Raw genomic sequence first — 13736 nt, forward strand, 5'->3', positions numbered from 1 at the left:
CTGACCTCGGGGCAAGGTCAAATCGCGATCTTCGCATCACCTCGGCGGCTCATGAGCGAAGAGCGACGCGGTGGGTCGCGGGTCCGTGCGCGCCCTTCGCTCCGCAGTCGCGCAGGTTGACCCTGCCCTAAGGGCAGGGTGCACAATCACCATGTGGTCACGGCAAACCCGGTCCATCCGGAGAGATCTTCCGATTCAACCTGGAGCATGGCGCTGAATAACGACACGCCGGCCGAGGCCATAGGCGAACCGGCCGATTGCGATAACACGCTCGGGCCGAGCCGATGACAGGGAGCCGGGCCGGCGGCCTCACGATCGGGCAGGCGGCGGCATTCGCAGATGTCACGGTCAAGACCGTGCGGCACTACCACCGGCGCGGCCTTCTCGCCGAACCGCGGCGTGACAGCTCCGGCTACCGCCGGTACGGATCGGCCGACCTGTTGCGGCTGGTCCAGGTCCGGACGCTGGCCACCGCAGGCGTACCGCTGTCGGAGATCGCGCCCCTGCTCGACGCCGGCCCCGAGCAGTTCGCTGCCGCCCTCACCGACGTCGAACGGCGTCTGACCGATCAGATCACGGATCTGATCGCCCGGCGGGACAGACTGCATCGGGTCGCCGACGACCGGGCCCTACTGCCCGACCGCGCCCTCGCGGTCCTGGACCGGATGACCGGCCTCGGTTTCAGTCCCGACTATGTGGCCACCCAACGTGAGGCCCTGGTGCTGTTCCGAGCGCTGACGCCGGAGGGGTTGGACCATTTCCTGACCAACCTCGAACACCGGTTGGCCGACCCCGAGTACGTCGACCTGATCAAGCGCAGCGTGGCGGCAGCGTCCTGGGAACCCGACGACCCCCGGATCGAGGAACTCGCCACAGCCTTTGCCGCCAACCTGCTGACCCATCGCGAGCTGCTGGTAGTACCGGCAGGCATCAGGATCGGGCCCGACGTCGCCACCCGGTACGGGCTGATCGACCACCACCGCGAAGATCAATCGCCGGCCTGGGCCCGGCTCAACGCGCTGGTCGAAACCAAACTCCGATCCGCGGGTGTCCCCATCCCGCACCATTGACGGTCGGCTGAAGGCGACACGGCGACCTACAGAGGCGGGGGCCGAGCGTCCACGTGGCCATCGACGCCGCCAAGACCGAGGCCGACGCGAACACGTTGCGCATACGCGCTCGACCAGTTCACCGATCGGGGTGGACGGTCAGGTGTTCTCGCGCAGGAAGCCGGCGCGCTCCTTGAGGAAAACATGGCCGCCCCCTGCGGCGACGTCCGGCGTCAGCAGCCGGCCGTCGAACGTGTCTGTTCCGCCTCGACGACGTGGGTCAGCGGATTGAACCGGGACAGCGCGCGCAGCCGTTCGGGGTCGTCGCGCGCTGGGCGTCGGGAACTCTTTCCGGGCTCTGTCCCGACTTTCCCCGAAACCTTGGCGCGCATACGCGGGCCTGGCCGCCAGGGTTGTGCCCCGTCCCGGATATACCGAAGCCCCGGCCGATGGACCAGTGAGGGGCCGGGGCTTCTTCGAAGCGATCCGGGGCTACAGGCGGTCGGCCTTGACGTCCTCCACGAACGCCGCGAACGCGGCCGGGGTGAACCCGAGGGCGCCCAGGTCACGGTTCTGCGTGTCGCGCACGTAGACCGTCTTCGGCGTCTCGGCCACCTCGACACACTGGCCTCCCTGGTTGCCACTGTAGGTGGACTTGTGCCAGCGCAAGCCGAGCGGTGGGGTGTTCATAGGACTCCTATCGTGGTGACGATGAGGTCGGCGGACTCTTCCGGCGACAGTGCCAGACCAATCAGCGCACTCATCCGTTGGTCGCATTTTGCCACTTCATCTCCATCGGCGGTGACATGGCCGCTTCCGGGACGCTCTGTGTAAAGCACCTTTTCACGGGTGCTCAGTTCAAGGACGGTGAAGCCCCCGTCCATGGCCGCGTGCGCCCCCTTACTGAACGGGAGGACTTGTAGGCGAACACGGGGGCGCTCCGCCATCTTGATGAGGTGCCTGAGCTGGTCGACCATCACGTCCCTGCCGCCGACCGGGCGACGGATGACCGATTCCTCCAGAACAACCCACAGCAGGGGCGGCTGTGGGCGGTCCATGATCTTCTGTCGCTCCAACCGGGCCGACAGTTGCCGCTCTACCTCGTCAGGGTCCGGCGGAGGCCAGTTGGCTCCGAGAACGGCGCGCGCGTAGTCTTCGGTCTGGAATAAGCCGGGGACCGACTGAACCTCGAATTCCCGAATGCTGACCGCGTCGCCCTCCAACTCCACGAATGGCCGGAACCAATCCGGATAGCTCTCCCGGTTGATGAGAGGCCACAGGTCCATGAGCGCGCCAGCGGCATCCAGGTGCTCCTCGCACGCCATGATGAACTTCTTGGAGGGAATTCGTCGGGCATTCTCGACATACCCGACCATCGCGCCTGTATAGCCGATCTTGGCACCGAGCTGGTCTTGGGTGAGGTCCTTTTCGTTGCGGAACCTCTTCAATTGGGACCCGAAGTAGGCGACGACCGGAGAAGAGGGCGGGGGTAGGCCGCTCATAGCGGGAGCTCCGATGTTCTCAACTGGGCCAACGAGAAACGTGGCGCCTCATAACCAGGGATAAGCAGCCCCCAACAGAACGGGGCTTTGACTAGCAACGATACGGCCAGACCTCGACGCTGTAAGTATGATCACAGAAATCGAGGACTGCGAGAACGGTCTGACTCCCGCCCTATGGCGACTCGTTCAGCGGAGCCGTGCCGAGGCACCCCGTCGATTCGTCCTGTGGGGCGTCTCCGAGAACGGCGACTTCACCGATCCCCTCTATTGGGGCTTGGAGTTTCCCGGGGGCGGCGCCATCTGCGCCAACGCCGGGGGCGCCTACGCCCGCTGCGCAAGCGCGGAGCGGACGCTCAACATGTTGAGCCTCGCTCGCCCTCTCACCCTGGTTTGGATTGACCGCGCTGTCTCAACCCCTTCTGGAGAATGACCATGGACACCACGATCCCGCGGAACACGGCCGGCACGGCCGTCGCCAACGACAACGCCGCGTCCGACAGGGAGCCGTCCAGGCGGAAGCAGGCCGCCGCGAACCTGGTCAAAGCGATCACCGCGAAGGGAATGAGGGCGACCGCGGACGGCAAGCGGCTGTCTGTGACGGCTCACCTCAACGGAGCGTCGCAAGCCGTGGTGCTCCGCGGTGAGTCGGGCGACGTCCGGTGGTGCATGGTGTGGGAGCCCTTCCGCGCCGAGGAGGCTCCCGAGATCGAGCCGATCCTTCCCATCGGCCAGGAGCAGGTGCTAGCCGGTCGGCTCCTGAAGGTCTTGGAGCTGGCGCAGATCCAGGTGTGACCGGGGTGCGGTACTGGACGTGCTTCCGCTGCTCCGCACGTTCACTGCGAAGGACGCGCACCGGGTTCACCAGCGCCCCAAGGAGGGCGCAGCGCAGCCGGAGCCGCCCTCTGAGCCGCCACGAGCGACACCGGAGACCAACCAGGAAAGGGGCGCGCCGTAAGAGGGGACGGCACGGCTCCACCGAGCCCCGACCGCCATCCGGCGTCGGGGCTCTTCCCTGTCCAGGTACCAGACAGGTACTAGACCGATGCAACTAGGGTGCCTTCAGGTCAATTTCCGTCCGCAATGTCGGGGATGCTGTCGTCATGGCGAACACGAGTGCGCGGATGCTGCGGTTGCTCTCCCTGCTCCAGACCCACCGGTACTGGCCCGGCACCGAACTGGCCGGGCGTCTGGGGGTGAGCCAGCGGACACTGCGCCGTGACGTCGATCGGCTGCGCGAACTGGGGTACCCGGTCGACGCCAACCGTGGTGTGGCCGGTGGCTACCAGCTGCGGCCGGGCACGGCGATGCCGCCGCTGCTGCTCGACGACGACGAGGCGGTCGCGATCGCCGTCGGCCTGCGCGCGGCGGCCGGTGGCGCGGTGGGCGGGATCGGGGAGAGCGCGGTGCGGGCGCTGGCCAAGGTCGTCCAGGTCATGCCGGCGCGACTGCGGCGCCGTGTCGACGCGCTGCGCTCCTTCACCGTGCCCGACCCGGGGAACGAGGGGCCGGCGGTCGACGCGGAGGCCCTGACCAGGATCGCCCAGGCCTGCCGGGACGGGGAGCGGCTGAGGTTCACCTACACCGCCCGCGGCGGTGAGCGCAGTTCGCGCCTTGTCGAACCGCACTGGCTGGTCGCGCGAGGACGGCACTGGTACCTGCTCGCCTGGGACGTCGAGCGCGACGACTGGCGCACCTTCCGGACGGACCGTCTCTCGGAGCCGCGCGCGACCGGCGTGCGCTTCCCCGCGCGCGAGGTTCCCGGGGGCGACGCCGCCGCCTTCCTGCGACAAAGGATCGCGGCGATCCCCACACGTCACCGCGTCGTGGTGGAGGTGCAGGCGCCCGCCGAGGAGGTGAAGCGGGTCGTGGCGGAATGGGGCGAGGTCGAGGCGACCGGCGAGCAGAGCTGCCGGCTGCGGATGAGCGTCGACGAACTGCACTGGCCGATACTGATCCTGGCCGCCCTGGAGGCGGAGTTCTCCGTGGTCGAGCCTTGCGAGCTGCGCGACCGGCTGCGCGACACGGGAAGACTGTTCCTGCGTTCCGTCGAGTCGACGGAAACCCCCTCTTCCGCGATAACGGACGGAAAGTGACCGCTTTATCGGCCACGGTTCTGCCATGACACAGCTCAACGAACAGACCGCGACGCTGCACGCCTACTTCGGCTACCGTGACGCGCCCGCCGCCCTGCGCTGGCTCGAAAAGGCCTTCGGGTTCGTCACGACCCTGGAGTTCCCCGACGACAACGGTGGCGTCATGCACGCCGAGCTGCGGCGTGGCGACGCGGCGATCATGGTGTTCTCCGACGACGAGGGCTATGAACGCGCTCCTCGCAAGGGGCCCACCTGCGGGCAGGGCACCTATCTCGTTCTCGCGAGCCCGGCCGAGGCGGACGAGGTGTTCGCCGCGGCGGTGGCGGCCGGCGCCGAGGTGATCTGGGAGCCCACCGACACCGAGTGGGGCAACTACCGTTGCCGGGTGGCCGACATCGAGGGGTACGAGTGGACCTTCGGTGTCCACCGGCCCGGCGAGCCGGTCTCGGGGGAGTGGGATCAGGACTGATCTTCGCTGGGCGTGGTCGAGGAGAACCCCGAGGCCACGCCCACCGGGCGGGCGTCGTCGCTCTCCGGCGTGCTCCGTGGTCTTCCCCGGGGGACGGTCACGCTTCCGGTGAAGCCGCCGACCTCCCTCCCCGCACTGGACGCTGCGCGGTGGAGGTCGCACGGCCGTTGTCTCCGCCCGCAGGTTCCGGCCGGCCGTGGCCGGCGGCCCCGTTATACCCGGCCACCGGCCGGCTCGGCCGGAACCATAGCCCTTGGGAAGACGGGGCACCGACGGTCACCACGTCGCGCAGACGGTCTCCAACGGCATCGCCGCCGCGCACGGGGGAGCGGATGACGTCGACCACCCGGGCGAGGACGGCATCGGACGCGGTGGTGTGCCCAAGGGGACGGAGCGAGCGGTCCCCGCCCGGCCAACGGGGAGGGGTCGGCCCGGAGGCGCTGGTGGAGCGTACCGGCGCAGGACACGGAAAACGCCCCACCGCGTCGCGGGGGGCGTTCGACGTCATCGTCGGAGGCGAACTCCCCGAGCGTCCCCTCCCCGGGGCTAGCAGGGAGGGAGCCTTCGGTGAAGTCACGCCTCGTGGACGGCGGGCCGTCTCACAGGTCGATGCCGAAGGTCATCTCCAGGGCCTCTTCGACCATTTCCTCGGCGTCGCCTTCGACGACGGCTTCGGCGAACTCGCCCAGGTCCTCGAAATCAGGGTCCATTTCGTCCTCCTATGGGGGGTCAGCGGTACAGGTATAGCCCCTCGCGGGCCCTTGCGCCAGCCCGGTACCGGGGAGCCGCGGGATAGGTCCGGTCCGCAATGGAGGAAGCAGGGCGCGGGGAGAAACGCGCCTTCCCCAGCGCCCTTCACGGCCGCCCCCTTCCCGCCCGTAAACGGTGCCCGGCCGGGCCGCCCCACGGCGGGGCCTGCCCCGAAGACGCCGCCCCGTCGCGCGGTCCGTGCCGACGCCGGAATCATCCTTGACCGGCGGGCACGTGGCGCCGGCTGCGGCGGGAGTTCAGGCCAGCATGTCCTCGATGAGGTCGGCGGCGCGCCGCGTGCCGCCCTCGGCCCGCGCGTCGGCACGCAACCGTGCCGAACGGTGGGCGACCTCCGCGTCGGTGACCAGGTCGTTCAGGGCCGCCCGGAGGGCCTCGGGCGTGGCCTGCGCGGTGTCGATGCGGCGGGCCACGCCCAGGTGCACGAGCCGGTCGGCGTTCGTGAACTGTTCGGCGGCCTGCGGTACGGCGATCATCGGGACGCCGGCCAGCAGGCCCTCGCCGCAACCGCCCATACCGGCATGGGTGACGAAGGCGTCGGCCTGCTCCAGGATCGCCCGTTGCGGCACCCAGGAGTGCACCTCGAAGTTGGCCGGGATGTCGCCGAGTTCCCGCGGGTCGGTGTACTTACCGATCTGGAGCACGACGTGCCAGCCGGGCAGGTCGCCGTAGGCCGCCAGGCAGCGGCGGTAGAACTCCGGCTGGCGGGTGTAGGCCGAGCCCAGGGAGATCAGCAGCACGTTCTCCGCGTCCGCCGGGCGGACCCACCCGTCCGCGTTCGCCTCCGCGTCCAGACAAGGACCCACGAAGGTGACCGCGTCGGTGTCGACGCGGTCGGCGTGCGGCTGCATCGCTCGGGGGATGAGCGCCAGGGCCCGCGCGGGAGGACCGGAGAAGGCGTCCACGTCGGTGGTGGACGCCCCGCAGTCGGCGAGCCACCGCGCGAACTTCGCCCGGTAGGCGTCGGCGCCCGGTAGCCGGCGCAGGTGTGCCGCGACGTCCTGGTCGTAGCCGTCCCAGGCCACGAACGTCGGCGAGAGCTGGAGGAGGGGGCGGCCCTGTGACTCGGCGAGGGCGCGTGCGGCATAAGCCCCGATGTCGTACAGGTACACATCCGCCGGGTCGTGGTCGTAGGCCGCGCGCAGCCGGGGGAGCGCCTGGATGGCGTCGTCGAGGAAGAGCTCCATCGCGGCGATGGGGTCGTCGGGCCAGTCGTTGTCGGCGACCGGTAGTTGGGAGGGGCAGGGGAGCAGATCGGCGCCGGTGGCCGTGATCAGGTCGGCCACCGCCGGATCGTTGGCGTAGGTCACCCGGTGACCGCGGGCCACCAGCTCGCGGATGATCGCGATGCTGGGCAGGACGTGGCTGACGGCGGGGATGCCGACCATTGCGATGTGGGCGCGGCGACGGGCCATGGGAGTTCGCTCGTTTCGGGAGAGGGGAGGGGACATGGCGGGCCGGTTGGCCCCTTCGGGGAGGCTGTGACGCGCGTGGCGGGCCGGGCACCGCGTCTCGCCTCGAGCGCCAGGGCGGCGCCGCGGACGGACGGGTGCCCGGCCGGGGTGTCAGGTGCGCGGGCCGTCCGGGGCGGCGGCCTCCAGGTCGGCGATGCTGCCCGACATGATCGTCCGCACGTGTTCGGTGATGTGCTCCGCGGGCCAGTCCCACCAGGCCACGGCCAACAGCCGGGCGATGTCCCGGTCGTTGTAGCGGGTGCGGATGAGGCGGGCCGGATTGCCCCCGACGATGCCGTAGTCGGGTACGTCGCGGGTCACCACGGAGCCGGCGCCGATGATCGCGCCGTGTCCGATCCGCACACCGGGCAGGATCGTCGCGCCGTAGCCGAACCAGACGTCGTTGCCGACGACGGTGTCGCCTCGGTTGGGCAGGCCGGTGAGCAGGTCGAAGTGTTCGGCCCAGGAGCCTCCCATGCTGGGGAAGGGGAAGGTCGAGGGGCCGTCCATGCGGTGGTTGGCGCCGTTCATGATGAACCGCACCCCCGTGCCCAGCGCTCAGAACCTGCCGATGACCAGCTTCTCCGGTCCGTAGTGGTAGAGCACGTTGCGGGTCTCGAACGCGGTCGCGTCGTCCGGGTCGTCGTAGTAGGAGTACTCCCCGACCTCGATCAGTGGGGACCGCACCAGGGGTTTGAGGAGCACCACCCGGGGCTGTCCGGGCATCGGGTGGAGGATGGTCGGGTCGGCGGGTAGGGGCATGGGGCGAGGATTCCTTGTCGCTGGCGGGTCGCTGTCCGGTCCATGATCGCGACTCGAAGCGTTTCAGGACACTCGTTTATCACCTGCGCGAACGCGGTCGGCCGAGACATCGGCGCGGGTCAGGGGCGTAGGTGGCCGCGCGCGGGGCGGTGACGGATCCCGTCACCACCGTCGAGGTCCGTCTCCCGCTTCTCCTCGGTACGACCCCCTCCCACCGCGGGATCGACTCCCGGCCCGGTGCCCCGCCGAGAAGACGGGATCCGGGCAAATGAGGGCGGAAAATGCTTTGCTGCGGTGAAGAACCGGCCGCTAAGGTCATTCCGTGACTGCCGGGTCGGCCATGGGCCAGAAACGAGTGAGGCGCCCGGCCACGCCGTGAGCGACCGGCGGGCCAGAGGTCCGCCCTCTCTTCTCCGCGTGTCCCATCGCGATATCTCCACCGACGGCGTTGAACGCCGTGCGCCATGACGCGCCCTTTCCCCATGCCGCTCACCGCGCCCGTGGCCGAACCCTTCCCAGGTCTCCGGCCCCCGCCCGCCTCCGGGACGGTCCGCGCGAGCACGACCACGCAGAAGAGAGACCGACACATGCCCACCCCCTTCAACCAGCAGGTCATCGAGGAGTTCCGAGCCAACAACGGCCGGGTCGGAGGTCCCTTCGAAGGAGCCCGCCTGCTCCTGTTGACCACCACCGGCGCCCGCTCCGGCTCCCCGCACACCACCCCTCTCGGATACCTCCACGACGAGGGAGACCGCGTCCTGGTCATCGCCTCGGCCGGTGGCGCGCCCAGGCATCCGGCCTGGTACCACAATCTGGTCGCCAACCCCCGTGTCACCGTCGAGGACGGCGTCTTCACCTACGAGGCCAAGGCCATCGTCCTGGAGGGGAGGGAACGCGACGACGCCTTCGCCCGCGCGGTCGAGGCCGATCCGGGTTGGGCCGAGTACCAGGCCAAGGCCGGGCGCCTCATCCCCGTGGTCGCCCTCCAGCAGGTCGCCGGCGGACCTCCCCAGGCGTCGTCGTGGGGAGCCGCCCTCAAGATGATCCACGGTGTCTTCCGGCGTGAACTCGCCCTCATCCGCGCCGAGGCGGCCACAGCGGGGCCCCGGCTCGGCGCCCAGCTCAAAATCAACTGCCTGACCGTCTGCCGGGGACTGCACTACCACCACACCAGCGAGGACACCGGGATGTTCCCCGCCCTCGCCGAACAGCACCCCCACCTCGCGCCGGTCCTGGAACGGCTGGACCGGGAGCACCAGAGCATCGCGGTGCTCCTGGAGGAGCTCCAGAAGGTCGTCTCCGCCGAGGGCGCCGACCCGGACGACGTGCTCGCCGAGGTCGAACGGCTCACCGAGCAGCTCGAACGCCACCTGGACTACGAGGAGGAACAGCTGATCCCGATCCTCGACGCCACCGCCTGAACCGCGTGCCCCCGCTAGGCCGCCGTTCGCGCACCGCGCGGGCGGCGGCCCGGCGAAGGGTCCTCACTCCTCGATGGCCCCGCCCACGGCCCGCAGGTGGTCGCGGAAGGACAGGGAGGGCGTCTCCCGCCGCTGCTCCAGGTAGTCGGCGAAGCGCACCTGGGAGCGGAGGGAGACCCCGGCGCGGATCAGCTCGGCCTGGCGGCGTTCGGTGTCGCGGATCGTCTCGGCGAGGCCGAACAGCTCTTCGGCGTGGGCGGCCGGCAGCAGGAGGACGCCGTCGTCGTCGCCCGCGATCAGGTCGTCGCGTCCGGTCACCCACTCGCCCAGGGCGGCGCGCTCCAGCGCGTCCCCGGGGCGAGGGTCCAGTCGTTGCGGACCGGTGGGAAGCGACCCCAGGCTGAAGACCGGAAGTCCGATCTCGCGTATGTCGGCCGTGTCGCGGTGCAGTCCCCAGATCACCACGCCCGCCATCCCCGCGGCCTGGGCCTCCAGCACCACCAGGTCGCCCACGCAGCTCTCGTCACGGCGTCCGCCGTTGTCGACCACCAGGACGTCACCGGGGCCGGCCGTCTCGAACGCCTCAAGGAAGACGTCGACGCTGCCGGCGTGACGGGCCGGGCACACCCGCCCGACCAGCCGGCCTCCCGAGACCACGGCGTTCGTGCCCGCGGGGGCGCAGCGCACCGGAACCCCCGCGCGGATGCAGGCGTCGGCCAGATGCGCGGTGGTCAGTGTCGAGAAGCGGGCCACGAGTTCCTGCTGGTCCACCTTCTGCCTCCTTACCGGCCGCGGGGCCGGGCGTCGTTCGAGCGAGGGGCCGGGCCGCGCGGCGCAAGAGCCCTGGTCCTCGGGGTGCCCTGGACGGCCCGGTCTTCGACCCTAACCGCGTGGCCCCCTGGGCGCGAGGTCCTTCGACGTGGAAGGCGCCTCCTCGTCGCGGGAGCGTCCCACGCCCAGGCAACCGCGGGAGCAGCGCGGCGGGGCGCCGCGCTTTTCGGCGCCGGGGTGATCGCCCGGCCGGGGCTTCGCTCGCCCCGTCCCGTAGGGAGGGAGCGGGGCGGGAGGGCGTCAGGAGGAACCCGCCAGGACGCGCTCGACCACTTCGGCGACGAGGGAGTCGAACTGCTCCTCGGGGAAGACGTCGGGCAGGGTGAGCCGTTCCAGGATCAGCCAGTTCAGGGCCAGGTAGAGCACGACCACACTGGTCGCGTCACCCGGCAGGCCCGAGCGCGTGTGGTGGGAGATGTTGAAGTCGACGTCGGCGCGGATGCGTTCGGTGAGCAGGCGTCGCAGCTCCGGGCGGCGGGTGGCCTCCAGACGCAGCTCCAGCAACGCCAGGTACCCGGACCGGAACCGGGTCACCCGGCCCACCACCTCGCGCATCAGTTCGGTGACCCTGTCGCGGTCGCGAGGGCCGTCCAACGAGGCGGCGATCACGGCGGGGTCGGGTTCCAGCCGTTCGTAGAAGCGGTGCCCGACCTGGGTGAACAGGTCGTCACGGTTGTTGAAGTAGTTGGAGGCCGTGCCCGTGGGGACCCCCGCCTCGGTGTCCACCGCGCGGAAGGTCAGCCCGCGCGCCCCGTCGCGCGCGAGGACCTCGATGGCGGCGTCGAGCAGGGCCGCCCGCCGCTCGGGATTTCGCCGCATCCGTCCCCCTCTCCTGGCCTCACCTCTTTCCACGTTACCCGTAGTACTACGTTTCCCGTGGTCGGGGAGGAGCGGGTGGCCGGAGCGGAGGAACCTCCCTCTCCCATGGGAGGTGAGGGAGGAGGGGCACCTTGGTCGGGCGGAGAGTGGGCGAGCGGAAAACCGCTCGACACGGACCCTGCGGCGCGCTGTGATGGGAGCGATCCCAGTCAGGGCGGGTCGAATACGAGGAGACGGTGGTGTCTGACGAGGAGAACACGAGTGGACGCCCCGACGTCTCCACCACGCTGGCCAGGAGGCTCATCGAGTCCCAGTTTCCGCAGTGGGCGGGACTGCCCCTGGAGCCGGTCCTGCCCGGAGGGTCGGACCACGCGATCTTCCGGCTCGGACGCGACCTGTCCGTCCGGCTTCCCCGCCACGCGGGAGCCATCAGTCAGGCCGAGAAGGAGTACCGGTGGTTGCCCCGACTCGCCCCCCACCTGCCGCTGGCCGTGCCGGAGCCGGTGGGCGTGGGCAGACCGGACTTCGGTTACCCATGGCCCTGGGCGGTGTCCCGCTGGCTTGACGGCGCGACCGCGACCGTCGAGGGGCTGTCGGAGTGCGCCGACACCGCGATCCGGCTGGCCGGGTTCCTGTCCGCCCTGCAACGGTCCCTCCCCGAGGAGATGAGGAGGGCGGAGGCCCATGACGGCCTGGACGCCCCCTCCCTGTCCCAACGAGACCGGTCGACGCGGGCCGACATCGCGCTGACCGGCGACGTGTTCGACGCCGGGGCCATGACCGAACTGTGGGAGGCGGCGCTGGAGGCTCCCGCATGGGACCGGGAGCCGGTCTGGTTCCACGGCGACTTCCACACCGGCAACCTCCTGACCGTGGGGGGACGCCTCAGCGCGGTCATCGACTTCGGTGGGCTCGGCATCGGCGACCCCGCGTGTGATCTCATCGTCGCCTTCACCCTGATGTCGGCCGAGAGCCGGGCCGTCTTCCGCTCCGAGCTCGGTGTGGACGAGGCCACCTGGCTACGGGGGCGTGGCTGGGCGCTGAGCACGGGCCTCAACGCCTACACCTCCTACGCCGCCACCCACCCCCGGGTCGCCGCGCAGACCACCCGACAGATCGTCCAGGCCCTCGCCGGCTAGGCCGCCGGGCCTTCCCGATGGACGGGGAGGCCCGGACCGCTGGTGCGCCATCCGCGTCTTCGGCCGGTTCCTCTCGCGGCTCCGACCTCCCGGTCCTCTCCTGACTCCGGCCCCGACAGGAGGGAAACGGTTTCGCCTGCCTGTCGATGGCCGGGGAGACGCCCTGGAGCCTCGCGCGTCACTCGGCGCGCGGAAGCCGCGTGGAGGGTTCCGTCGGCGCCGGCGAAACGGGGTGCCGCGCGTCTTCGCGCCGCTGGACGGGCAAGGCCCGGCCGACACTTCGGCCACCGCCGTACGATACGTGCCCCATCCTGGAGGAATGCACGTTCCCGAAGCGACACGCCTGGCCACCCTGGCCTCACTGCTGGCCGACCCCACCCGGGCCGGGATGTGCCTGGCCCTCTTGGACGGGCGTGCCTGGACCGCCGGCGAACTCGCCCGGCACACCGGGGTGGGCGCCCCCACCGTCAGTGAGCACCTGACCCGCCTGGTCGAAGGGGGACTGCTCGCCCAGGAACGGCAGGGACGCCACCGCTACGTCCGCCTGGCCGACGAGACGGCGGCGCAGCTGGTGGAGTCCCTGGCCGCACACGCCGCCCCCGTCCCGGACGGCGAACGTCCCCGCACCCTGCGCGCCGTGCGCGCCGGACAGGCCCTGGCCCGGGCCCGCACCTGTTACGACCACCTGGCCGGACGGCTCGGCTGTGCCGTCACCGAGGCCATGATCCGGCGGGGACTGCTCACGCGGGAGACCGGGTTCGCGCTCACCGATGCGGGCCTGGCCTGGTTCGCCGAACACGGGGTGGGACTGGAACAGCGGGGCAGACGCCCGCTGGTGCGGGCCTGTCTGGACTGGACCGAGCGCCGGCAGCATCTGGCCGGGGTGGCCGGTGCCGCCCTGTGCCGCCACGCGCTCGCCGCGGGATGGTGCGTGCGGTCGGGGTCGGGCCGGGCACTGCGCGTCACCGAGCAGGGGGAGACGGCCTGGCGGGAGCTGTTGGGAATCGACGCCGAGGCGCTTGGGTGACCGCCCTCTCTCCCACCACTCGGCCTCGGGACGATGGGTGCGGAGAGGCCCCGTCGTCCGAGTCGAAGGCGGTTCCACCCCGCTCCTCCCGCGCCTGGTGCGGTGGTCATCGAGGGGCCTCGCCCCGGAGCGCGGTGCGCGCTTTCCAGGCCGAGCGCGGGTTTCCCCAGCCAGGAGCAGCGCCACACACTGGCGCGGATACTGGTGGGCGGCCACGGGATCGACGCGGGCATCGGCGTGGCGGGCGCGGGCAAGTCCACGATCATGGCGGCTGAGCCCACGCCGGTCCCTGAGCACGCCAGCACCCACCGGGCCCCGGCTCCGGAGCCGGGGCCCGTGACGGCGCTCAGTGAGAAGCAGGCCCGCGCCGGACACGGACCGGCGGCCGCCGCGGTGGAGAAG

12 protein-coding genes and 1 pseudogene are annotated in these 13736 nt (G+C 70.8%); 7 read left to right on the forward strand and 6 right to left on the reverse strand.

From position 1 onward, the window contains the following. The first annotated feature begins 284 nt into the window (after positions 1-284). Entirely contained in the window at positions 285-1070 is a 786-nt protein-coding gene (locus B5D66_RS08385) for a MerR family transcriptional regulator (protein ID WP_078761096.1), read from the forward strand. A 471-nt stretch (positions 1071-1541) separates the two neighbouring features. On the opposite strand, the gene B5D66_RS08390 is transcribed toward B5D66_RS08385, so the two are convergent. Together B5D66_RS08390 and B5D66_RS08395 are read right to left on the reverse strand one after the other, a co-directional pair. After that, a complete protein-coding gene (locus B5D66_RS08390; protein WP_078761097.1) occupies positions 1542-1739 on the reverse strand; it encodes a DUF397 domain-containing protein in 198 nt (65 codons plus the stop codon). Beyond that, positions 1736-2551 (reverse strand): helix-turn-helix domain-containing protein, encoded by an 816-nt coding sequence (locus B5D66_RS08395; RefSeq protein ID WP_078761098.1) that lies wholly within the window; start codon positions 2549-2551, stop codon positions 1736-1738. The genes B5D66_RS08390 and B5D66_RS08395 overlap by 4 nt, the downstream gene beginning before the upstream one ends. Before the next feature lie 432 nt (positions 2552-2983). On the opposite strand from B5D66_RS08395, the gene B5D66_RS08405 reads away from it, so the two are divergent. The 3 genes from B5D66_RS08405 to B5D66_RS08415 all read left to right on the forward strand — a co-directional run bounded on the left by B5D66_RS08405 (position 2984) and on the right by B5D66_RS08415 (position 5113). Continuing rightward, positions 2984-3343 (forward strand): hypothetical protein, encoded by a 360-nt coding sequence (locus B5D66_RS08405; RefSeq protein WP_078761100.1) that lies wholly within the window; start codon positions 2984-2986, stop codon positions 3341-3343. 308 nt (positions 3344-3651) lie between these two features. Then, positions 3652-4644 carry a helix-turn-helix transcriptional regulator gene (locus B5D66_RS08410; RefSeq protein WP_078761101.1) on the forward strand — a complete coding sequence of 331 codons (993 nt, stop codon included), beginning with the start codon at positions 3652-3654 and terminating at the stop codon, positions 4642-4644. A 25-nt stretch (positions 4645-4669) separates the two neighbouring features. Further along, positions 4670-5113: a VOC family protein gene (locus tag B5D66_RS08415; RefSeq protein ID WP_078761102.1), complete on the forward strand. Its 444-nt coding sequence runs from the start codon at positions 4670-4672 to the stop codon at positions 5111-5113. A gap of 1007 nt (positions 5114-6120) precedes the next feature. On the opposite strand, the gene B5D66_RS08420 is transcribed toward B5D66_RS08415, so the two are convergent. Both B5D66_RS08420 and B5D66_RS26545 read right to left on the reverse strand, forming a co-directional pair. Then, positions 6121-7332, reverse strand: coding sequence for a macrolide family glycosyltransferase (locus B5D66_RS08420; RefSeq protein ID WP_394330042.1), 1212 nt, complete (start codon positions 7330-7332; stop codon positions 6121-6123). Positions 7333-7446: 114 nt separating this feature from the next. After that, positions 7447-8097: pseudogene (locus B5D66_RS26545) on the reverse strand (CatB-related O-acetyltransferase). A 587-nt stretch (positions 8098-8684) separates the two neighbouring features. Here B5D66_RS26545 and B5D66_RS08430 point away from each other — a divergent pair. Continuing rightward, positions 8685-9518 carry a nitroreductase/quinone reductase family protein gene (locus B5D66_RS08430; protein ID WP_078761103.1) on the forward strand — a complete coding sequence of 278 codons (834 nt, stop codon included), beginning with the start codon at positions 8685-8687 and terminating at the stop codon, positions 9516-9518. Positions 9519-9581: 63 nt separating this feature from the next. Here the strand turns inward: B5D66_RS08430 and B5D66_RS08435 are convergent, their stop codons facing one another. Next, positions 9582-10289: an RraA family protein gene (locus tag B5D66_RS08435; protein ID WP_078761104.1), complete on the reverse strand. Its 708-nt coding sequence runs from the start codon at positions 10287-10289 to the stop codon at positions 9582-9584. 300 nt (positions 10290-10589) lie between these two features. Then, the gene (locus B5D66_RS08440; RefSeq protein ID WP_078761105.1) at positions 10590-11168 is read right to left on the reverse strand and encodes a TetR/AcrR family transcriptional regulator; all 579 of its coding nucleotides are present in this window, start codon (positions 11166-11168) and stop codon (positions 10590-10592) included. A gap of 239 nt (positions 11169-11407) precedes the next feature. Between B5D66_RS08440 and B5D66_RS08445 the strand changes: the two genes are divergently transcribed. After that, positions 11408-12307: an aminoglycoside phosphotransferase family protein gene (locus B5D66_RS08445; RefSeq protein ID WP_144390033.1), complete on the forward strand. Its 900-nt coding sequence runs from the start codon at positions 11408-11410 to the stop codon at positions 12305-12307. Between the two features lie 319 nt (positions 12308-12626). After that, on the forward strand, positions 12627-13334 hold the full coding sequence (locus B5D66_RS08450) for an ArsR/SmtB family transcription factor (protein ID WP_078761107.1): 708 nt from the start codon (positions 12627-12629) through the stop codon (positions 13332-13334). The last annotated feature ends 402 nt before the right edge of the window (positions 13335-13736 follow it).

Origin of the sequence: Marinactinospora thermotolerans DSM 45154 (genome assembly GCF_900167435.1) — a bacterium.
In the GTDB taxonomy this organism is placed as follows: Bacteria; Actinomycetota; Actinomycetes; order Streptosporangiales; family Streptosporangiaceae; genus Marinactinospora; species Marinactinospora thermotolerans.